At 40.5% G+C, this 21,856-nt stretch carries 14 protein-coding genes; all 14 read right to left on the bottom strand.

All coding sequences use genetic code 11. The annotated features are described in order from the left end of the window. Positions 1–11: 11 nt before the first annotated feature. Positions 12–1,580: an alpha-L-rhamnosidase-related protein gene (locus tag ACRX5O_RS18885; protein WP_433907376.1), complete on the bottom strand. Its 1,569-nt coding sequence runs from the start codon at positions 1,578–1,580 to the stop codon at positions 12–14. Further along, positions 1,561–4,500, bottom strand: coding sequence for a family 78 glycoside hydrolase catalytic domain (locus ACRX5O_RS18880; protein WP_433907375.1), 2,940 nt, complete (start codon positions 4,498–4,500; stop codon positions 1,561–1,563). Before ACRX5O_RS18880 ends, ACRX5O_RS18885 begins: the two co-directional genes overlap by 20 nt. Before the next feature lie 86 nt (positions 4,501–4,586). Beyond that, positions 4,587–5,474, bottom strand: a complete 888-nt coding sequence (locus ACRX5O_RS18875; protein WP_433907374.1) for a carbohydrate ABC transporter permease — start codon at positions 5,472–5,474, stop codon at positions 4,587–4,589. Further along, positions 5,474–6,340: a carbohydrate ABC transporter permease gene (locus tag ACRX5O_RS18870; RefSeq protein WP_433907373.1), complete on the bottom strand. Its 867-nt coding sequence runs from the start codon at positions 6,338–6,340 to the stop codon at positions 5,474–5,476. The genes ACRX5O_RS18875 and ACRX5O_RS18870 overlap by 1 nt, the downstream gene beginning before the upstream one ends. An 80-nt stretch (positions 6,341–6,420) precedes the next feature. Then, positions 6,421–7,734 (bottom strand): ABC transporter substrate-binding protein, encoded by a 1,314-nt coding sequence (locus tag ACRX5O_RS18865; RefSeq protein ID WP_433907372.1) that lies wholly within the window; start codon positions 7,732–7,734, stop codon positions 6,421–6,423. Between the two features lie 431 nt (positions 7,735–8,165). After that, a complete protein-coding gene (locus ACRX5O_RS18860; protein WP_433907371.1) occupies positions 8,166–9,638 on the bottom strand; it encodes a response regulator in 1,473 nt (490 codons plus the stop codon). Continuing rightward, positions 9,616–11,385 (bottom strand): sensor histidine kinase, encoded by a 1,770-nt coding sequence (locus ACRX5O_RS18855; RefSeq protein WP_433907370.1) that lies wholly within the window; start codon positions 11,383–11,385, stop codon positions 9,616–9,618. The genes ACRX5O_RS18860 and ACRX5O_RS18855 overlap by 23 nt, the downstream gene beginning before the upstream one ends. Before the next feature lie 399 nt (positions 11,386–11,784). Then, the gene (gene rhaS / locus ACRX5O_RS18850) at positions 11,785–12,828 is read right to left on the bottom strand and encodes a rhamnose ABC transporter substrate-binding protein (protein WP_433907369.1); all 1,044 of its coding nucleotides are present in this window, start codon (positions 12,826–12,828) and stop codon (positions 11,785–11,787) included. A gap of 62 nt (positions 12,829–12,890) precedes the next feature. Then, positions 12,891–13,901 (bottom strand): ABC transporter permease, encoded by a 1,011-nt coding sequence (locus ACRX5O_RS18845; RefSeq protein WP_433907368.1) that lies wholly within the window; start codon positions 13,899–13,901, stop codon positions 12,891–12,893. 2 nt (positions 13,902–13,903) lie between these two features. Beyond that, positions 13,904–14,911: an ABC transporter permease gene (locus ACRX5O_RS18840; protein WP_433907367.1), complete on the bottom strand. Its 1,008-nt coding sequence runs from the start codon at positions 14,909–14,911 to the stop codon at positions 13,904–13,906. A 12-nt stretch (positions 14,912–14,923) separates the two neighbouring features. Next, entirely contained in the window at positions 14,924–16,456 is a 1,533-nt protein-coding gene (locus ACRX5O_RS18835; RefSeq protein ID WP_433907366.1) for a sugar ABC transporter ATP-binding protein, read from the bottom strand. A gap of 343 nt (positions 16,457–16,799) precedes the next feature. After that, complete coding sequence (locus tag ACRX5O_RS18830) at positions 16,800–18,389, bottom strand: response regulator transcription factor (RefSeq protein ID WP_433907365.1); 1,590 nt, start codon at positions 18,387–18,389, stop codon at positions 16,800–16,802. Then, complete coding sequence (locus tag ACRX5O_RS18825) at positions 18,367–20,160, bottom strand: cache domain-containing sensor histidine kinase (RefSeq protein WP_433907364.1); 1,794 nt, start codon at positions 20,158–20,160, stop codon at positions 18,367–18,369. The genes ACRX5O_RS18830 and ACRX5O_RS18825 overlap by 23 nt, the downstream gene beginning before the upstream one ends. Then, positions 20,150–21,190 carry an autoinducer 2 ABC transporter substrate-binding protein gene (locus ACRX5O_RS18820; protein WP_433907363.1) on the bottom strand — a complete coding sequence of 347 codons (1,041 nt, stop codon included), beginning with the start codon at positions 21,188–21,190 and terminating at the stop codon, positions 20,150–20,152. The genes ACRX5O_RS18825 and ACRX5O_RS18820 overlap by 11 nt, the downstream gene beginning before the upstream one ends. Positions 21,191–21,856 lie beyond the last annotated feature (666 nt).

Raw genomic sequence — 21,856 nt, 5'->3', positions numbered from 1 at the left:
AGCCAACGAACTTATAGATGGTATTTTCGAATTAAGTATGTTGGTGTGCAGCTCCAAGCATGGCAATAACTGTTGATCAAATGACTTCCGTATGGTGAAAATTCCTTGTCGTTCGGGTCATAAAGCTCCCAAAAGGTATCTGCACCATCTTCGATCATTCCACCCCAGTAGGTTTTCATCTCAGAGATGGCTAGCTCTTTTTCTCCAGCAATCAGTAACGCTTCAATAAAGTGATGATACATATATGGAGTGGCGATTCCTATCTCTGGTTTCACCTCCAACAAGTGCTTCATCAATTGCTTGCTTTCTTCCTCTGTTACGACACCAGCTAATACCATCCAGATTTGACTTGCCCATGATACTTGTCGATCTTGCCCACTAACAAAAAACTGTTGTTCTTCATCCCATAAATACTTCTTCGTTGCATGAACAATCTCCTCTAAACGGGTAGCAACAATTTCCTTTTCCGACACATTCAGTTCTTCCGCTAAAAAGATGGCTTGTTTCAACGTATAAATTAAAATGGCTTGAGAAGGAGTTTGCTTATTTAAGCCTTGCTGCCAATCGATAAAGGACCACCACTCTGAAGAATCTACTAAAATATCATTTTCATCTAATCTTTCAAGAGCCAGTTCCACTTGACGGTACGCAGTAGGCCATAATTCTTTTAACGTTTCTTTGTCTCTTGTTGCCAGATAGTAATCGTGCAATGATGATAAGAAGAAAAGAGAGTAGTCAAACAAAAAGGTATCATCTGCAATCAACTGCGGCTCAATAAATACATTGGCTGACACCTTTCCCTGATCATTCGGCACACCGGCAAAAAGATATAAACATCTTTTTACTAACTCATTCGTCCCAAACGTTTCATAGTTTGCTAGAGCCTGCAAACGTAAATCTCCTAACCAAAGACGGCGGTCACGCTTCGGTCCATCTTCAAACACATCCTGCATACAATCGGCTAGTGTTTTAATACTTACTTCATCAATTTTTTGTAGCATAGAGTCTGAATGACCTAACACTTCCACCGCATCCAAATCAGCCGACGTGACGGCCCTACATTCAATATCTTCGAACATAACTTGGTATTTTTGCGAGGTGGCTTGGACCTCAAACTTCACGTATCTAAAAGCATATCTGCGTGGAAGAGCAATCGTTGCTGGCAAGACATCTACAAAAACGGTCTCCTCCTGTAGCCAAGCACTACTTAACCAGCCATCATAATTTTCAAATGGTTCGCCCATTTCTACTGGCATTTCTCCAATCGTTAGCTTCAGTTTTAGCGGGGCATCCGGAGGGCTTCCCTCAGGACGAACACGAAAGGTTAGATACCCCACTTGATGGTCCTTAAAATCAACGATAAAGGAATCACCTTTCTTGTATTCTTGTTGTTGTAATTCATCAATGGAAGATGCATGCTCCACCTTCCATCCATGCATGACATCTCGATCAGGAACCACATGAACGAGCGCCGTCGGCTTTACCACACTGCTTTTTAATAATGGCTTCAATCGGTGAGCTTCTTCAATAAAGGCTTCATTTTTTACAACGACATGATTCTTAAGCTTTTGAGTACTCATGATTACTCTCCTTTTTTCCGGCTAAACTAGCTTCATTGATTTCTTGAATGATTAAATCTACATCTTTTAGTTGAATAGTTGGTTCCTTGGAAAAACGAGTTAGAGTATAGGCCTTCATATGTGAAAAAGGTCCAATTTTTTCTGAGATTCCAGGACTGTGCTTCTCTAGTACTTCCATTGCTTTTGAAGAGGAAAGTAGGTCTAGCACTCTTGAATCCTTCGTAAATAGATCTAAGCTTCCCATTTGGTTTGGATACGTAAAGGTATATACGCCAGAACGGACTTCTATTCGAACATTCCCGTCCTGATTTTCAACCTGTACTACTCCCTCCTTATAGACGACTTCCACGTTATTTTCCGCTAGATCCTCACTATGAACATTCGGTAACACAATGGTCGCAGTCGTATTCGCAGGAATTTCTACTTGAACGCTTATTTTCTCCTTATTCCATTCCCATGAAGAGACGATTTTCCCATACATGGACTGGTGCTCAGCTCTAGCATGCGTCAACTTCCCACCCGCAAATTGAGGACGAATCAGAATCTTTTTATAGGCCACATCACTTTCATCCATATCTAGTCCGGCTACTCTACGGTACATCCAATCACCAATGGCTCCATATGCATAGTGATTAAAAGAGTTCATATCATCACTCCAAAAGCTACCATCAGGCTTGATGCTATCCCAGTGCTCCCAAATGGTGGTCGCCCCTTTTTTCACTGAGTAAAGCCATGATGGATAGTTATCTTGAAGTAATAGTTTCATAGCGGTATCATGGTATCCATTTTCAGATAAGGCAAAGCATAGATATGGCGTGCCAACAAACCCTGTTGTTAAATGGTAGTCATTTTCGATGACTAGATTATTTAAATCTGAAGCCACTCGTTTCCTCGTTTCACCCTCTACTAAGTCAAAGGCAAGAGCAAGTACATGTGCGGTTTGAGTAGGAGAGGCGAGTCGTCCAGTTGGAGAGATAAACTCTCGGACAAACGTCTCTTTTATCTTTTTTAATAGACTGCTATATTCAGCTGCGTCCTCATACTTTTCCAATACAATGGCACTGTCTCTTAAAATCCTTGTCGAGTGGGCATAAAAAGCGGTTGCGATGAAGTCTCTCGGAGTGGCCCCGACATAGCTGTTTTCCTTTGCATCCAAGCCAAGCCAGTCTCCAAAGTGAAAGCCCGTATTCCATAAGAATTCGTTCTCCCCTTGTTTACGAATGTATTCGACCCACGCTTTCATGCTGTCGTATTGATCTTTAAGCACGCTCTTATCGCCATACACCTTATACACGGTCCAAGGACAAACGGTCGCCGCATCTCCCCAAGCAGCGGAAGAGGAATTTCCACCCATTAAGTTTGGCAAATCCGGAATGACAAACGGAACACCTCCATCCTCTAGCTGATCTGCCTTCAGATCTCTTAACCATTTTTTGAAAAATGGAGCCCCTTGGTAGTTATAAAGTGCTGTTCGTATAAAGACTTGGGCATCCCCCGTCCAGCCTAATCTTTCGTCCCTTTGCGGGCAATCAGTCGGAACATCAACAAAATTCCCTCTTTGTCCCCAGACTATATTTTTCTGAAGTTGATTCACGAGTGGATCGGAACAAGTAAATTCGCCCGTTGCTGGCATATCCGAGTGAATGACCTCTCCGATGAAATGGTCTAGATTCAACCCATTTTCTTGATTCGGATAACCTTGAACTTTCACATAACGAAAGCCTTGGAAAGTGAAGTGTGGGGCATAAGTTTCCACTCCTTCGCCTTTTGCCATATAGGTCACCCTCTGCTTTGCTTTTCGTAAATTCCCGAAGTAAATATTGCCGTTCTTATCTAAAACCTCTGCATGTTCTAATGTAATGACCGTTCCTTTCTGGGCTTCCACGGTGAAGCGAATACGCCCGACCATGTTTTGGCCCATATCTAGTACGGTGTCTCCTGCAGGTGTGACAAACACCTCCACTGGACGAATCGTTTCAGTTACTCTAGTTGGCCAGTTTTCTTGCGCAATTAGGTGAGAAAAAGAGAGGTCTAAGCATGTGCAGTTCTCCCAACCCGTATCATTAAATCCTGACTGGAACCAGCCCTGATCTTCTAACCGTGCATCATACGTCTCACCATGATACAACTCAGAAGACAAAATCGGTCCTGTGGAAGCCTTCCAAGAGGAGTCCGTACCGATGACTTCTTCTGACCCATCCACATAACGGACATGAAGCTGCAGTAACAGTGCCCGTCGGTCTCCAAAGATGTCTCTTTTATTACTCCAGCCTAAATTTCCTTTATACCAGCCATCCGCTAGCAGCACACCAACCACATTTTCTCCTTCTGAAAATAGCTTGGTTACATCATACGTTTGATACTGTAAGCGGGTTTTGTAACTCGTCCAGCCAGGTGTGAGAAGGTCTTCGGTCATTTTCTTTCCATTAATATACGCCTCATATAATCCAGCGGCTGTCGCATACACTCGTGCGGATGCAATATCTTTTTCCAAGGTAAATGCTTTTCTTAGTTGAAAAATCTCCTCTGATTGAGGGTCCATCTTCGTTTCGTCTGGAGTAATCCAGCTAGCTTCCCACTCATTTTGATCAAGGAAAGCCGTTTCCCAACTAGAGACCTCACTCCAATCCGATTCCCGATTGTAGTTATCCCACACTTTGACTCGAGTAAAGTATAGGGTTCGAGACTGAATCGGACCTGTATACATTAGTTGGATGGATTGATCGGATTCTACTTTTCCTGTATCCCAAATACTTTTTTCAAAGTTTTTAGTGGTTGATACTTGTACCTGATATGCCGTCTGAAACGTAGCACGCCGATCAGATTCCAGCTGCCAGCTGAATTTTGGATTTTTCACATCTATCCCTATAGGATTTTTCCGATACTCGCATGTCAGATTTGTCACAATAAGTCCTGTCATTCTTTTTCCTCCTCTTTATAAAAAAACAAACCCCACTAATCCGTCACATTCTGTTGGATAAGTTAGATTTGTTTTTCAGCATCTTTCTACTTAACAGCTCCTGCGGTCATACCTGCTACAATCTTCTTATTGAAGAAAATAAACAAGATAAGTGGTGGAATCGAGATTAATAGAATGTTTGTAAATAACAAGTTCCATTGCGTATTGTACATGCTTGAGAAGTTATAGAGCGTTAACTGTAAAGTGGCATTTTCAGCACCCGGGAAGAAGTATAACGGGTTAACAAAATCGTTATACACTCCAACAGCTGTTAGTACGATGACGGTTGCTGAAACCGGTTTTAACAATGGCAAGATAATGCTAAAGAACAAGCGCATTCTTCCACAGCCATCAATCAGTGCCGCTTCATCAAGTTCTTTTGGAAGTGTTGCCATAAATCCTTTATAAAGCAAGATGGTAAACGGTAAGTTAAGTGCTACCTCTACTAAAATAATGCCCGGCATCGTTTTAAATAATCCGATTCCATCAAGAACCCAGATCGTTGGTACGATGGCTGGTGGAATAATAAGTCCTGCTAAAATCAAGAAATTGAAGAATGGTGACATTTTGCTCGTTCGACGTTGGAGCACATATCCCGCCATGGCCCCTACTAAGATGAGAATGGCAATCGAAAAACCAGTGATCATCATACTATTGAAGAAAGCTCTTACGATCATTCCATTCTGAGCAGCCATAACCGCCTGAATATTTTCCATAAGTTGAAACGAGCTTGGAAGGTCCATATTTAAGAGAGAGGACTCTTTCGTATCCTTACTCGCATTAACAATAACAAAGTAAAAAGGAACTCCAAAGATAATTAAGGAAAGGATGATCGCTAAGATCTCACTAAATAACTTCCTTACTGATTTTCTCTTTCTTGTATGCTTGGTCCGAAATGGTGCCTCAGCTTTTACTGCGATCTGCGTTTCACTCATTATAAGTCCACCTCTTTCTTATTCAAGAATGCATATAACGGGAAGGCAAGAACAGATACAACAATGAATAATATGACGTTTCCTGCTGTGGAGAGACCATAAAAGCCACCTTGGTATTGCTTATATATAATAGAAGCAATTAAGTCGGTACTAAACCCTGGGCCTCCCTTAGTCATTGCCCACACTAAATCAAACGAACGTAACCCACCGATAAAAGCTAGAATAATAACAGAGTTCATTGCTGGTCTGCTTAATGGAACAATGATATTCCAAAACTTATGAAATGAGTTCCCACCATCAATCGCTAGTGCTTCATAATAGTCCTCTGGAATAGACATAATTCCTGCGATAAAGATAACCGTTGCCATCCCTACCCCTTTCCATACATCTACTAATGCAACGGATAGTAGAGCAATGGTCGTGTCTCCTAACCAATCTGGTCCTGTAATTCCTACAATCTTTAACGAAGTATTAATTAGACCTTGAGTAGGATGCATCATCATCGCAAACGCCATCCCTACAGCGATCGTACTTAAAAGGGTTGGAAAGAATACCATTGACCTTACAAAGCCGATTGTTTTTAGCTTTTGACTTAAGAATACACCAAGTAAAAGGCCTAATATTACCTTCAGTGAACAGGTTACAACCGCGTATATGATGGTATTTTTAAAACCAATATTCAGTGATGGTTCGGTTAAAAATGTGATGAAATTTTCGAGACCGATAAACTTCCAATCCGTGAGGGTCCACCATGTCATACTAAAGAAAAACGACATGATCGTGGGCAGTAGGAAAAATACGAAGTAAATAATTCCTGCGGGCAATAAGAAGTAATACGTGTACGAGCGATTGGTAAGCTTTGTCATAATGTATTCCCCTTTTCTAGTCTGGTTAGAAAATCAGCCCTGTCGCATTGACAGGGCCTTTTTTCAGGTAAACCAGCTGATTACCAGCCTTCAAGGCCTAGTTGTTTTGCTTGCTTCTCAACGTCTTTGTCATATAATTCTGCTCCAGCTTTTGCTTTTGAAATTCCACTTCCTACTTCAACAGCGATTTGTGGAAGGTTTGGACCTTTTACTGGGCTTAAGAATTCAAGAGCAGGCGCTGTTTTACCAGACTCGAAGAATGGAATCATATCTTTAACTGCACCATACACATCATCTGAAAGCTCCACTCCTTTAACAGCTGGAGGTCCTTGTGGCTTAATCTTTTCGTTGTAGAGATCAATACCTTCCTGCGATACGAAGAATTCCATCCATTTCTTTGCTTCTTCTGGATGCTCAGTGTTTTTGTTAATATAAACACCACCTGGTACCCAGACTGTTAATCCGTTCTCATCTGCACTATCACCTGGTTGAGGGAAGAATCCAATATTATCTAATTCCTCAGCATAATTCGCTGATAACATAGGAAGAGCGAAACTTAACATTGGGTAGTGCGCCCCTTCTCCTTCAGCTAACTTCTGTAATCCAGCTTCATAACCAGTAGCGAGGAAATCTTCATTTAAGTACCCTGCATCAAACACTTCAGCTAACTTTTCAAAACTTCGAAGAGCACCTGGAGTCTCTGCAATCTTTGCTTTATTTGCTGTGAAATCCTCTGCAAACGTTGGGTGTTGTTGAAGCACATTGTAATTATCTGCAAGTACGATAACTTGTGCTGTCCAAGAGTCTTTGTATGAACCAATCACCGCTGTTTTTCCAGCTTCTTTTATCTTTTCATTATTGGACATTAGCTCATCCCATGTTTTCGGAACAGATAGGCCTAGCTCTTCATAAATCTCCTTATTGTAGAACCAGCCTCCTGCCATAAAGCTTGTCGATGGAATCCCATAAACCTTCCCATTTGAAGACAAGGCATCCTTTGCATCATCCATAATGGTTTCTACAAAAGGCTCTTCTGAAATATCTAAAAAGTTCTGTTCAGGGTTCAATGCTTGGAAAAGAGAACCTGAGTTATACGCCATTAAGTCCGTCATGTCTCCAGTCGCTAAACGTGTCTTAACGAGATTATCTCCTTCTCCCCCACCTGGACGTAATTCATATTCTGTTTTGATGTCATATTTCTCTTCAATCGTATCTGTTACCGCCTTCATCCCATCCAAATTCGTTTGGTTATCGACGAGGATGGTTAGCGTAACTTGTCCTGAATCTTCTTCTTTGTCTCCTGAAGCACTGTCGTTGCTGCTGCAGCCTGCTAGAATTCCAGCGAATAACGTGGCACTTGATAGCACTGCAAAAATTTTCTTTTTAGCCTTCATCTTTTAACTTCCCCCTTATATATAATGATGACCTAAAATCCAATGACAGCTGTCTCGCTTCCTTAAAGGAAGATCAGATTCTATTTTTATGTTTTCCCAGGTTGTTGTCCTTGGATCTATCTTTATTGTAAGTGCTTTCATTACATTTTTTAATTGTCTCATTTTTTTGATTACGTCCGTATTTTTTGTTTATGTAGGCTCTTTTCTTAAACTTTGTTGGCTTTTAGAACATAACTTTAATGATTGTGCTAAGTTTCAGCAGAAAATGGCATTATTTAATTAAGAAAAGCGACCTGCAAACTAAATTCTAAGCGCAAAATAACTATTTCTACGTTAAAATCGGCTTTAAGATTTTAACAACAATCTTTCCGAAAACAGCCTTTATGTATGAATTTTTCGTACATAAAAAAGTCCTGTTCCATAGAACAAGACTATTTTATTTCCTTAAATTGACCTGGCTTGATCCCGACATGCTTTTTAAAAAGCTCGGAGAAATGTCTATAGCTATGATAACCAACTAACTCACTTACCTCAGCTACTTTTTTCCCCTCCGTCAAGAGCTGCTTTGCTTTTTCCATTCGTAACTGTGTTAAGTATTTGATATACGACTCACCCATCTCTTCTTTAAATAAGAGGCTAAGATAGGTTGCGTTCATTCCCACATGCTCTGAAACATCCTGGAGGGTTAGATCTCTAGTAAAATTCGCTTGTATAAAGGAACAAGCACGTTCAACCGCTTCATGCTTATAAGTAGAGCGAATATTAATAGAAGCGTCCATGATCTTCTCCAGTTGATCGAAAACCCAAGCGAACATGTCTTCCTTTGTTTGCCGCTTGCGAATATCAAGATGAGGCATATAGTTAGGCCATGTCTTGTTTGGGTCACACCCGGTCTCTTTTAATACCTCTAAACCTAGATAAACTAACTTTAGGATATCCCGCTCAATGACGTCCGGATGAAGCCGCCTGCTTTCTATTTGACTGATTAAAGTATTCAACTGTTCCAATAATCCCTCTTTATCACCTGTTCGGATATGGAACATGACGGCTTGTTCATGTTTCGATAAGTCGGTGCTATAGTTTGGATGTTCTCCAATATCCTCAGAACGATACCAGTCTAGTTCGTTCATAAACTGCGCGTATCTAAGGGCATGAAGGGCTTCATGGTAACTTTTATGGATGTCTAGTAGATTGAAATACGTTTTTCCCGAGCCCACTGTCACTCCAGACTCTTCTGACCATTTCCTTAAGGTTGCCCAAAGGCTTTCTTCCTCCTTTACCAAATGGCAAAGTACCAACAGATTCTCTATTCCATTTTGGAGAGGTATCATTCGATGACCATTGATCGGTTCAGGCAGTTGAACTGGTGAGGAAAGGGCCAGAACGGTTACCCCTTCAAGCGTTTTTCCCCCTTGACCAAAAAGCTCTCCCCACTGTACCGCATCACCTTTTCCTAGTAATAAATGTAGTGTCTCCTTTTCTAGCCTTTCTTTCTGCCTGTTGTCTTTTAACGAATTGACCGTTTCTTGTTGAGAAATTCGGCTGAGTGTTTTTTCTAAGGCTTCTTTGATGATAGGTATCGTAATTGGCTTCTCTAAGTAATCTACTACACCTAGCCTTAAGGCCTTTTTCACATAGTCAAACTCATTGAATCCACTGAACACAATACATTGCGTCTCAGGTGCTTCCTTTAAGATTTCTTCAATGACTTGTAATCCGTCTTTTCCTGGCATTCGTATATCTGTAAAAACGATATCTGGTCGATGCTCGTGAAAGATTTTCAGCGCCTCTTCTCCATCAGCAGCAGTTCCCACTAACTCAACGTCATACTCAGTCCAATCAATCATTCGTTCAAGACCCTTTAGTACGATAAATTCATCATCAAAAATGACTGCCTTCCGCAAGCTCTTGACCCCCTTTATGCTCTCGAAAACGAATTTCTACTTTTGTCCCTTCGTTAACTTTACTCGTAACGGTAAGTTCACTCTCTTCTCCATAACAGAGGAATAAACGCTCTCTCACATTTTGCATGCCATAACCCGTTCTGGTTACATCGAGATCTTCAATTCCTACTCCATCATCCTCAACCGTGAAAAGAACCCAACCGTCCTCGAGGCGACCGGTTAATGTAATCGTTCCTTTTCCTACCTTAGGCTCAAGGCCATGATAGATCGAATTTTCGACTAATGGCTGAAGAAGTAATTTAAGAATCTCTTTATCTAGTAGAAGTGGATCTACTTCCTCCACATACATAAAGCGGTGATTAAATCGTAGGTTTTGAATCGTTAGGTAGTGTTTTATATGCTCCAGTTCTTTTGAGACAGGAATCATATCCTTCCCATTATTTAAGCTTAACTTAAAGGTTTCAGAAAGGGCCACAGCCATCTTTGCTACTTCATGATTGTTTTCTAGCGACGCCATCCAATACATAGAATCAAGAGTGTTATAAAGGAAATGCGGCTTAATTTGCGCTTGCAAGGCTCTAAGCTCTGCCTCTCTTTCCTTTAATTGCGCACGGATTAACTCCTCATTCAACGCTTTATTCTCACCCGTTATTTTTTGAAAAGTCTGCCCGATGGCTCCGATTTCATCTGTCGGGGTATCTGATTCCGATGCTTGTAGGAGACCACTTGTCCACTCTGCTGCCATTTTTCGTAACCTCATGATAGGATTTGATAGAGTTTCCGATAATAAAAAAGAGAAAACAAACGCAACAATGGCGATGACTGATGCGATGGAAATCGTGACGTTTCTAATTTGGTTCGACTGCTTTAATAGTTCCTTTTCATTAATCACGTGTGAAAAAGTCCAACCCGTAATGCGATTCTTGTAGTCTGTGACAATATATCCTTCCTTTTTCAAGTCCTCCAAAGGAGATTCCGATTGCTCACTTATTTGAAAGGAACTTGAATATCGATACACATCACGCATGATTCCCTGATCATGATCAAAAATAAGGAAGGCACTATCCTCACTCTTTTTAAATACTCTTGAAAAAATCGATTTGTTTATATTCACCACTAATATCCCTGTAGTGGCAGGATCGTAAAACTCCCCTGGATCCTTCAATAATTTGACAGAGGAAAACGTGTTAGCCGATTTATTTCCTTGGAGCACATTATATCCGTAAAAGATCGCCTTCCCATCTTTCTTTACAACTTCTTTATACCAATCTGTATCTTGTATATATTCGTGAAAGCCACCATTTCCATACCGCCCGTAGCTTTCCGACTTTCCATAACACATACCTTGAAATTCCACATTAAAGATACAAACCGATTCGATATCCTGAGTATCTATAAAACTGCTAGCAATATGATCCTGTAATCGACGAAGGGACCCGTTGTCTACTAACCTCCCACCAGCCACATCAAGCGTAACACTTTCCTTCAATTCTTTCTGGACATCCTTATTCCATGTAATGATCCGCTCCATATTAATGATGTTACGAAATAATAAGTCTGCTACCTCACTCGACGTTTCTAAATGATTTTGAATGGTGGAAGTCTGATTCTCGATTAATAGATTCTTCGTAATATTAAAAGAAACAAATCCTAGGCCCATTAAAGGACCAATGGAAAGAGCCAAAATTAAGATGAAATTTCTATAGCGATATTTTTCGTTTTTAACTTTCTTGATAAGCGCTTTCAATTTTATCATCACCTTTTGAGCGAAGAAGTTTGTCGAATCTTTTTTAAGTAACTATAATACATAGATTTTGGGAATGCTATCGTTTTTTTCAATAAAAAATCTGTTCGAAATTACATTTGGACAGATTTTTTGGTGCTCTAGAGAGCCATTTAACCCGAATTCAATCACTTTTGAACAAAATTGTTTTCCTTCGAGCTCCTTTTTAGGTGTTTATTTGCGATTCTGAAATTTTATTTGCGATTCTAGAAATATATTTGCTATCCTGAAAACTTATTTGCGATTCCAGAGATTTATTTGCTGATACCAATGTTTTTTTGCTATCACGACCTTAGTCAATTAATTTTTCGTCTCCAAAACAAAGAAGGGCTTACAGACATGACCTGTAAGCCCTTACCAAAATTAATATACTTCTTTCCACTCAGCAATATTGCTAGCATCAAATTTGAACGGATCGCCAAGCATGATTTGTGTGCCGTCTCCGTCTTCCACTACTTCCTTCTCACCAAGGTCTCCAGCTGTAAATTTGTCTCCTACTTCTCCAGAAATCGACCCATTTACAAGCGCATCCGCTGCGTATCCTGCTAAGTATCCTACATCAATTGGATTCCATAGGTACATCCAATCACAGACACCGCTTTCAATATACTCTGCCATTTCACTAGGTAATCCAAGACCAGTTAAGTGAACCTTATCCTTTAAGCCTTTGTCCGTTAATACTTTTCCAGCAGCCGCAATCCCAACTGTTGTAGGTGCGATGATTCCTTTTAAATCTGGGTATGATTTTAACAAGGCTTCTGTTTCAGACACACTCTTGTCTCTTAAGTCATCACCATATGCCACTTTTACCAGTTCAATATCTTTATATTTTGGATCCTTTAATGTTTCCTTCATTTGCTCAATCCAAGCATTTTGGTTCGTTGCTTGAGAGGTTGCGCTAAGTACAGCAATTTGTCCTTTTCCGCCAATCATTTCAGAAATGGCTTCAATTTGAACGCGACCAATCGCAACAGGGTCTGCTTGGTTTACGTGAACCATACGACTTTGTGCGTTAACAGCCGAGTCAAGGGAAAGAACTTTAATGCCTTGGTCCATCGCTTTTTTCAAGGCCGGTTGAAGAGCATCTGGATCATTTCCTACAATCGCAATGCTATCCACTTTTTGCGAGATTAGCTCTTCAATCATTTGAATTTGCGCTTCAGCAGTTGGCTGGTCTGGAGCTTTTAAAATCGCTTCATGTCCAAGCGCCTCAATGGCTTGCTTAAACCCATCCATTTGTTTTTCCCCATAAGGGTTACCTGTGTTTTTAAATACAATCGCGAAACGTTTCTTGCCATCCTTGCTTCCTGAATCGCTAGATCCTTCGTTTGAGGACGTTTGCGAACAAGCCGCAAGCATGGAGAACACTAGAAAAATAGAGGTAAATACAAGTAAAAGCTTTTTCATTCTTTTCTCCCCTTTTTTATATGGTGTTATTTATCTACAAACAGTCTTTGACTGCATTGTATTTATCCAGCGATCTGTTGATCTTGACTCTTCGGTTGCTTCCCTTTTGCCTTCGCTTTTGGCTTCAGATTTGGAACCATTACTGCTACAATGAGCAACAGTCCAATGATGATCATTAGCACTTGTGCGGGCATATTGATCAGTCCCAGTCCATATCGTAAAAATCCGATGAGGAAAACAGCGATAATGGCACCAATCATTTTTCCTTTTCCACCAGCAGTACTAATCCCACCTAACACCACCATCGCAATCACATCTAACTCATATCCGAGCGCCACATTGGGTCTTGTACTGCCCATTCTTGATGTTAAAAAAAGAGCCGTAATAGCTGCCATCACACCAGCAAGCGTAAAAACAATTATTTTGATTTTATCCACTTGCACACCAGAGAAACGACTGGCTGTTGGATTATTTCCAATGGCGTATATTCGTCTACCAAATGTCGTTTTGTGAAGCAATAAACCAAACAGCACAGCCATCACAACAAAGGCAATCAAGATAAACGGAACGCCGCCAATATATCCCCATCCTAAGAATCCAAACCATTCAGGGAAAGAACCTGCTGATTGATCTTCTAAAATGATATAAGCAATTCCGCGATAGATAATCATCGTTGAAAGAGTAACAATAACAGCTGAAAGCTCCTTAAACCTTACAATCAGCAGTCCGTTAATCAGACCACAAATCGCTCCTACCGCTAGGCAAATCACAACCGCTAACTCCATTGGAACACCTAAGGTATACAAATGAGCCATTACTACAGAAGCCAAAGCTACTGTAGATGAAACAGAAATATCAATATCACGCAAAATCATAATCATAACCATCGGAAATACCATAAATGCCTTATCAAGGAACGTCATGGTTGCATCCCGTAAACCAACACTATCTAAATAGAAGGGTGATAGATTCGTATTAATGACATTAACAACTAGAAACAATAGGATGAGCATCCATTCCCACTGCAGGAAGAAGCCCTTCCATGAAAATGGTTTTTTGTTTACCTGATCCATTGTTAGATTCTCCTCCTCATGAGAGCATTCATGTCTACTCCTCGTTTTACAAGGGCATTTAATACAACAGCGATGAGGATAATGGACCCTTGTATTCCTGTCTGCCAGAAGGGAGAAACATTGATTAAAGGAAGGGCATTATTCATAATCCCAATTAGTACGGAGCCTAAAATAATTCCTGAGATTTTCCCCGATCCTCCCGCAATATTTACTCCCCCAAGAACACATGCAGCAATCACCGTTAACTCATAACCTGAAGCTGTATCTCCTTGAGCAGAAGCGAATTTCGATACCCACAACACTCCAGCTAAACCAGACAGACCACCCATGATCGTGTAAACAAGCCAGATAATCTTATCATGGTTAATACCGCTTATTTTTGCGGAATCAGGATTGCTCCCTACCGCATAAATTTGTCTGCCCGTTCTTGTATGGTTTATAAAATAGTAGAATGCTACATAAATGAGTACAGCTATTAAAATAAGATTATTGATTCCTAAAAAGGAACCCGTTGCTATGCCTTTAAAACTATCTGGCATTTGATGAGCACTCACCCATTGTCCACCGCTCACCATAAAGGTAAGACCACGGAAGATATACATCATCCCCAGCGTCGCGATGATGGGAAGAACGCCTCCCTTTGAAATAATCGCTCCTAAGATGACCCCACTGACCAACCCAACAAAAGTTCCTAATAAAATGGCCAAGATTGGGTTCAAATTAGGAAAAGCTCCAACAGTTAAAGCAGCAATCATTCCAGATAAAGCAAGAGTTGCCCCGATAGATAGATCAATTCCTCTTGTGATAATAACGAGCATCATTCCCACAGCAAGAATGCTTAAGATTGCCGTATTCGTAATCATGTCATTTATGTTTTCCAATGTTAAAAAGCTTGAATTTCTCCATTGAATGACGACCGATAGGATAATAATGAAGCCGAGTAATCCGACCTCACGGAACTTTGCTATATTTTCTATGAGCGTTCCTTTTTGTCCATTATTTGCAATCATACTTCTCCCCCCTTATAAGCCAGATGCCTCAAGCGATTGACCTTCTGTTGATTCCTTACTCGCCATCGCTGCTTCAAGAATCGCTTCTTGTGTCGCTTGCTTTGCTTGAATTTCTGCCGTAATTCTTCCCTCTCTCATAACGAGAATTCGGTCACTCATACTGATGACTTCTGGCATCTCCGACGAAACCATAATGACACCGTATCCTTGTGCAGCAAGATTGCTGATAATTTCATAGATGGCAGACTTTGCTCCAACATCGACACCTTTCGTAGGCTCATCAAGGATAATAATGTCCAACCCCGTCATAAGTAGCTTTGCCACAGCCACCTTTTGCTGATTCCCCCCTGAAAGAGAGCTAACCAAGTTGGCCACACTAGGTGTTTTCACATTCACTTTTTTTGATAAATGATTAGCATACTCGTCTTCTTTCTTCCGATTCATCCAGCCTTTTTTTGATATTAAAGGCAAGGAGGATAAGGTAATATTTTTATCAATCCCCCATGAAAGAATGAGGCCTTGCTGTTGCCGATCCTCAGGCAAGTATCCTATTCCTTTGTTCATCGCCTGAAGCGGAGTTTGAATGGTTGTTTCTACCCCTTTCACAAAAATCTTCCCTTTGTCTGCAGGCTCTACACCGAAGATGGCTTGACATACCTCGCTTCGTCCTGCTCCCACTAGTCCGGTTATTCCAAGGATTTCCCCCTTACGAAGCGCAAAGGAGACATCTGCAAAAAAGCCTGCTTTCCCTAATCCCTCGACTCTTAGGGCTTCGGGTCCAATAGTAGCCTCCACCTTTGGAAACAGCTGCTTTATTTCTCTTCCAACCATTGCGACAATTAAGTCTTCATTGGAAATATCATGAACACCCCAAGAGCCGATATATTTGGAATCTCTAAAAACGGTTACCTTGCTTGCCAATCGGTACATATCCTCGAACCGGTGCGAAATGAAGATGATCGATGACCCACTATCTCTTAACTTCTCCGTTATTCGATAAAGATCTTCACTCTCGTTTCGGCTCAAGGCTGCTGTTGGTTCATCCATAATGATAATTTTCGCATGGGTGGACAAGGCTTTTGCAATCTCAACCATCTGCTGCTGTGCAACACTGAGCGTTCCCATAATGGTTTTGGCATCAAAGCTTGCACCTAATTCTTTTAACAATCGGTTTGCTTCTTCATGCATTTCCTTCCATCGAATTCTTCTTGTTCCTTTTTGTATTTTTTCGTGCCCCATAAAAATATTCTCCGTCACACTTAAGTCAGGGTAGCATGTCACATGCTGATAGATGGCAGCGATTCCAACCTTTTGCGCTTCTGTTGGATTTTTAAAATTGACCTCTTTTCCATTAAGGAACATCTGCCCTTCATCTGGCTGATGAACGCCAGTAATGACCTTGATAAAAGTCGATTTTCCCGCTCCATTTTCCCCCATTAATGCATGAATCTCTCCCGGTCCTAACTGAAATTGAACATTATCAAGTGCTTTTACACCTGGAAAGGTCTTCGTAATCCCTCTCAGTTCAAGAACAAAATCAGACATGTCGTTCACTCCTAACCCCTATTCGTTCTCTATGATCAATACCTCTTAACTTCGTGTTCTTGTATACGCTTACATATAGCTTACTTGTTCCCCTCCTAAGCGAAAAGGAGAGAATCTTCGGGTAGGGGGGATATTCTTCGGGAGTTTTTGTAAAAATGAAAAAACCTCCCGTTAAGGAGGTTTAATGTATCGAGACCACTTTTGATCCCTTTTATTTTGACGTTCATTAACCTGATGAAGTTCGTTTTCGTTAATAATGAAGCTTATTTTGACGTTCATAGACCCGATGAAGGTCGTTTTCGTTGATTGTCTACAATCTGAAACCTCCCGTCAAGGAGGTTTTTTACGACTCTGTTTTTACTTTGTCTTTAAATTTAGATGGGACTTCGCCATAGTACTTTTTAAATAACTTACTAAAATACTTTGTATCTGCGTACCCAACTTGCTCTGCAATATCATAGATTTTAAGGTCCGTTGTTACGAGGAGCTCTTTCGCCTTTTCTATCCTTGTTTTGGTTACATAATCTAGAATGGTCTCTCCAGTTTGATTTTTAAAATACTCACAAAAATACGTAGGATTCATCGGGATCTCACGAGCGATCTTTTCGATGGTGATATTTACACCCAAATGTAATTTAATCCACTTCTTCGCGATATGAACCGGATCAATTTCATTTTGCTGGATACTATTTTTCCTTATTTGAAAGATTGTTGTCAGCCATCTAGACAGTTCATCTCGTAAACTTGAAAAGCTTGTTGCCTTCCTAGTGAATTGGATTGCTTCTTGGATAAGGCTAACATCTCCTTTATTACTAGAATCCTTTAAGAGAACGTTGACCAGTTGAACAGAAAGAGATTGTATATACTTCTCTATATCTTGAGGAGACGAAAGACTTTTTAGCTCAAGTAAGTACTGCTGTAATAAGTCAAAGGCCTCCGCTTCCCTTTCTCCTTCCAAGGAATGAACCATTTTACTGATGACTAAATCCAAGCCTTTTATTTCTTTGCCCTTTACAGCTGTTAATTGCTGAAGTTGAGAAAACGTAAAGACTTTATTTCCACCATATAATAACCGAAGTTGCATGAGCGTTTGTAAATGGTTCTTCATGGAAGAAATGAGGGATACATCCTGAAATTCATCACTTACGGCCAAAGTATGCGTAGAGGATACAGACTGTTTCAACTGAATTTGTAGTTCTCTTGCGACATCCTGCTCCCCTTCATCACCTTCTGTAAGAATCCAAAACGTTGACTCTTCTCCTTTCCAAAACCAATACCTACACTTCTTTTTGAATACCCCGTGAATCGTATTCTCAACAGCATTCTTCCATTCCTCAAAGGATCCATTTTCATGCGATTGGTCCAAGGCTAGATAATAGAGATTGTAAGCACCATACGTAAACTTCTTCGTCCACTCGAGCTCCGATAAATCTATTTCCCTTTCTTTTGTTAGCTCACTTAGCTGTTGGCTTTGCTTTAGAAAGAGGAGTTCTGTATCGATTTCTTCGTTTTTCTCTTCATCAAGCCATTTTTGTTTAATTTTTGCTTTTACCTTCCCTAACTGCTCTTTGAAATCTTCCCTAACTATCGGTTTTACCAAATAGTCAATGGCTCCGGCACGGATTGCCGTTTGTAAGTATTTAAAATCATTGAATCCGCTGATCACAACCGCTTCAAAGGAAGCCCGTTTTCTTAATGTCTCAATTAAATCCAGTCCATCCATTCCTGGCATTTTAATGTCTGTAATTAATAAATCAAAGGCAAACGCCTCTTTTTCGTATGCATTCAGTAACTCTAGCGCACTTGAGAAACTTCCAACAACGTGAAAATCATCTTCATTACTTTGAACTAATCGTTCAATTCCCCTGCGAATTCGATTTTCATCATCCACAACAAGTGTTAGTATCTTTCTAATTTGCCCTCTCCCCCTCATTTAGCAAATCAATTGGAAGCAAAGGAATCCGGATCGTTACCTCCGTCCCAATACCTCCCTTACTCTCTACACGAAGTCCATATTGTTCGCCAAACATCATCGTGATTCGACCATGAACATTGATAAGGCCAAACTTCGAATCTCTTCGACCCATTGGATCCATTTGTAAATATTTATTCAATTCAGCCATTACGTTTTCATTGATTCCAGGACCATTATCTTTTACTGTAAAATGAACCTCTTGGTCTTTTATTTCTATTAAGATTTCCACTTTAAAATGATGAGAATGATCCAGTCCATGCTTCATACAATTTTCAACGATCGGCTGAAGAATGAATTTCGGAGTTACAAACCTCTTCGTATCCATATGATCTTGAATAGAAAACTCAATTCGGTCCTCAAAACGAATTTTTTGTATCGTCAAGTAATCTTTCATATGCTGTACTTCTTGATCAATGGAAACAACTTTCTCTTTATTGCTAATGGAAAAACGAAGCATTCGTCCAAGAATTGATACCATGTCGACAACCGTTTCATTTTCCCCCTCCTCTACCGCCATTCCAATCGTTTCTAATGTGTTGTACATAAAGTGTGGATTGATTTGCGATTGTAGCGCATATAGCTCCGCTTCTTTCTGCTGAAGCTTGATTTGATAGTTTAACCGTATCAGGTCTTTAATTTTTGTCACCATGGAATGAAAGCTTTTCGCTAACATCCCTATTTCATCGGAACTATTACTCGTTACATCCACCTCGAAATTTCCTTTTTCGACTTCCTTCATTTGATGAGTTAATCGATGAATAGGACGTGACACTGTCCATGCTAAAAAAACAGAAATGAGTGTCCCAAGAAGAATAATGACAAGAAAAACAATGATGGTCGCATTTCGGACAAGGTCCGTTCGTTCGGTTAAATTTTTCAATTTGACACTATGTAGTAACACCCAGCCATCTGGCCCAGCTCGACTAATGCTGATCAGACGATTTTCCTCTTCTCCCGTTGTTCGAAAACTTCCATTAATCTCAGGATATTTTTGAAACTCCTCATCCATTAAACCAATCTTTTCCGAATCGGTATGATAGATCATTTGACCTTCTTCACTTAAAAGAGACAAATCAGCATTATTAACCGTCTCTAGATTTTCAACCACATTGCTCATAAAGCTTAAGTCGACGGCAATAAACATCGTTCCGAGGTTCATCCGATTCTCTGTATCTGTTATTTGCCTCATTAATAGAATATAAGGGGGATTTCCTTTGAATGATAATGGCACCTGACTTGGCAAAAGAAAGGATTGTTTCCCTTTTAATTCCAAATCTTGTCCGAACGGAAGCATATCCTCTTCAAAGCCCGAATAAGGAATCTTCGAACTTTCAAACAAGCGATTTTTTGATAAAATAAACGCGCCTAACACATCCGCCTCTCCATTAATATAGGTGCGTGTTAAATAACTATTTACGATAAAGCGATCTTGCAGCAAGGATGATTTATTTTGATAGGAATCTTTTCTTAGCACCTCGATGACTTGATTGGAGTTGTACAGAAGATCTGGAAGTTGTTTTACGTCAGCTAAATAGTAATCAATGCTCTCATTTGCTTGATCAAGGACCTTTGGGATATACTCACCCACCTGTTCCTCGATCGACTTCGTATATTGAGAGTAGGCAACATACCCAATGAGACTCATGGGAAGAACCGTTAGCAGCATGTACGTAAAGATTAGTTTGGTCATTAAGCGATAGTTCTTAAAGCTTCTCCACTTAAAAGTCATATTGATCCACATTTTCCTTTGTAAAATCCATTGGTTCACCCATAATCACCGTATCTTCTATGACGTGTATCCTCCCTACCTGAGGTACATCTTGTTGATTAGAGGGGTGGACCCCATCGACTAGATTCGTTGCTAGGGCGACTGTTAAATACCCTAATTTTTTCGGACTCCAGAGAGTCACCACTTGTGCGGCACCAACCTTTAAGTATTCGTTCATTGGGTTCGGTGATGACAAGCCTACAACGGCCACTTCTCCCATCTTTCCTTCTTCCTTCACTGCTTGAGCAGCTGCAGGTGGGCCAACGGAAGAATTCCCGATAATCCCCTTTAGATTCGGATACTTCGCTAGCAGATCCTTTGCTAGCATATACGCTTTATGTGGATCATCATCAGAGGCAACCACTTCAACCAGCTTCATATTTGGGTAATAATCTCTTTGTTGGACCTTAATCCAATTTAGCCATACATTTAAGTTGGCAGCTGATTTTGAACCAGTAATAATCGCAAATTCCCCTTTTTCATCCACATTCCATGCGAGCGTGTCCATAAGATGTCGACCCAACGTTTCCGGGTTCACCATATTAATAAAAAATTCCCTAGAGTCCGAATGTGTGTCAGAGTCCCATGTGATCACCTTTATGTCCTTTCTTTGAGCTCTTTTTAATACGGGAACCAGTTTGTCTGGATCATTAGCCGAAACGGCGATCACATCGACTTTTTGGTTGATAAGTTCTTCAATTACTTTGATTTGCTGGGCAGAATCAGCTACTGTCGGACCTTCATAAATGACTTTCACACCAAGTTCTTCCCCCGCCTCTAATGCCCCTTCTTCCACTGCATTAAAATAAGGAATATTCACAAGCTTAGGTACAACTGCGATCGTATACTGACGTTCCTCAATATTTTCTGTCTCTCCTTTTACATCCCCTTTAGAATAAACCACTTCAAATTCACCTTTGTTGTTGGTGGTGCAACCGCTTACAAAGACAAGAATAAACAAACCAACAAGCGTCATCGTCCTTCTTGCCATTCTCTCTTCCCCCTTAGAGATCTATATATTCATAATTTTCTATCTAATTTCTTTCATTTTAGCATAGCCTATCCTTGTTTACACTACTAAGAAAAAGGTGTTCTCTATTTTGAACACCTTTTTTCTTTGCTTGTCAAATCAGGCTGTCAGTTAGACTCTGAGTTGGTTATCGAGGCCTTTGCTGACCGATTCAGTCTCTCTTTCGGACTCAGAATTTACTTGCATCAACTTCGATGTCCTATTCAGTTCCTCATTCGGACACAAAAATTACTTGCATCAACTTTGCTGGCCGAATCTACCCCTCATTCGGACTCAAAAATTACTTGCATCAACTTTGCTGTCTGGATCAGCCCCTTTTTCGGACTTAAAAATTACTTGCATCAACTCTGCTGTCCCGATCAGCCCCTTTTTCGGACTCAAACATTACTTGCATCAACTTTGCTGTCCGGATCAGCCCCTTTTTCGGACTCAAACATTACTTACATCAACTTTGCTGTCCGAATCAGCCCCTCATTCGGACTCAAACATTACTTGCATCAACTCTGCTGTCCGGATCAGCCCCTTTTTCGGACTCCAAAAATTCTTGCATCAACTTTGCTGTCCGAATCTACCCCTCTTTTGGACTCAAAAATTACTTGCATCAACTTTGCTGTCCGAATCCACCTC

Source organism: Robertmurraya mesotrionivorans (assembly GCF_050971805.1).
GTDB lineage: Bacteria > Bacillota > Bacilli > Bacillales > Cytobacillaceae > Robertmurraya_A.
The sequence above is the reverse complement of the archived record's forward strand: the minus strand, read 5'-3'. Positions and strand labels throughout refer to the sequence as shown.

Bases quoted from the DNA above. Each gene is read 5' to 3' on its own strand.
- ACRX5O_RS18885 (WP_433907376.1), bottom strand. From the start codon at position 1,580: ATGAGTACTCAAAAGCTTAAGAATCATGTCGTTGTAAAAAATGAAGCC.
- ACRX5O_RS18880 (WP_433907375.1), bottom strand. From the start codon at position 4,500: ATGACAGGACTTATTGTGACAAATCTGACATGCGAGTATCGGAAAAAT.
- ACRX5O_RS18875 (WP_433907374.1), bottom strand. From the start codon at position 5,474: ATGAGTGAAACGCAGATCGCAGTAAAAGCTGAGGCACCATTTCGGACC.
- ACRX5O_RS18870 (WP_433907373.1), bottom strand. From the start codon at position 6,340: ATGACAAAGCTTACCAATCGCTCGTACACGTATTACTTCTTATTGCCC.
- ACRX5O_RS18865 (WP_433907372.1), bottom strand. From the start codon at position 7,734: ATGAAGGCTAAAAAGAAAATTTTTGCAGTGCTATCAAGTGCCACGTTA.
- rhaS (WP_433907369.1), bottom strand. From the start codon at position 12,828: ATGAAAAAGCTTTTACTTGTATTTACCTCTATTTTTCTAGTGTTCTCC.
- ACRX5O_RS18845 (WP_433907368.1), bottom strand. From the start codon at position 13,901: ATGGATCAGGTAAACAAAAAACCATTTTCATGGAAGGGCTTCTTCCTG.
- ACRX5O_RS18840 (WP_433907367.1), bottom strand. From the start codon at position 14,911: ATGATTGCAAATAATGGACAAAAAGGAACGCTCATAGAAAATATAGCA.
- ACRX5O_RS18835 (WP_433907366.1), bottom strand. From the start codon at position 16,456: ATGTCTGATTTTGTTCTTGAACTGAGAGGGATTACGAAGACCTTTCCA.
- ACRX5O_RS18830 (WP_433907365.1), bottom strand. From the start codon at position 18,389: ATGAGGGGGAGAGGGCAAATTAGAAAGATACTAACACTTGTTGTGGAT.
- ACRX5O_RS18825 (WP_433907364.1), bottom strand. From the start codon at position 20,160: ATGACTTTTAAGTGGAGAAGCTTTAAGAACTATCGCTTAATGACCAAA.
- ACRX5O_RS18820 (WP_433907363.1), bottom strand. From the start codon at position 21,190: ATGGCAAGAAGGACGATGACGCTTGTTGGTTTGTTTATTCTTGTCTTT.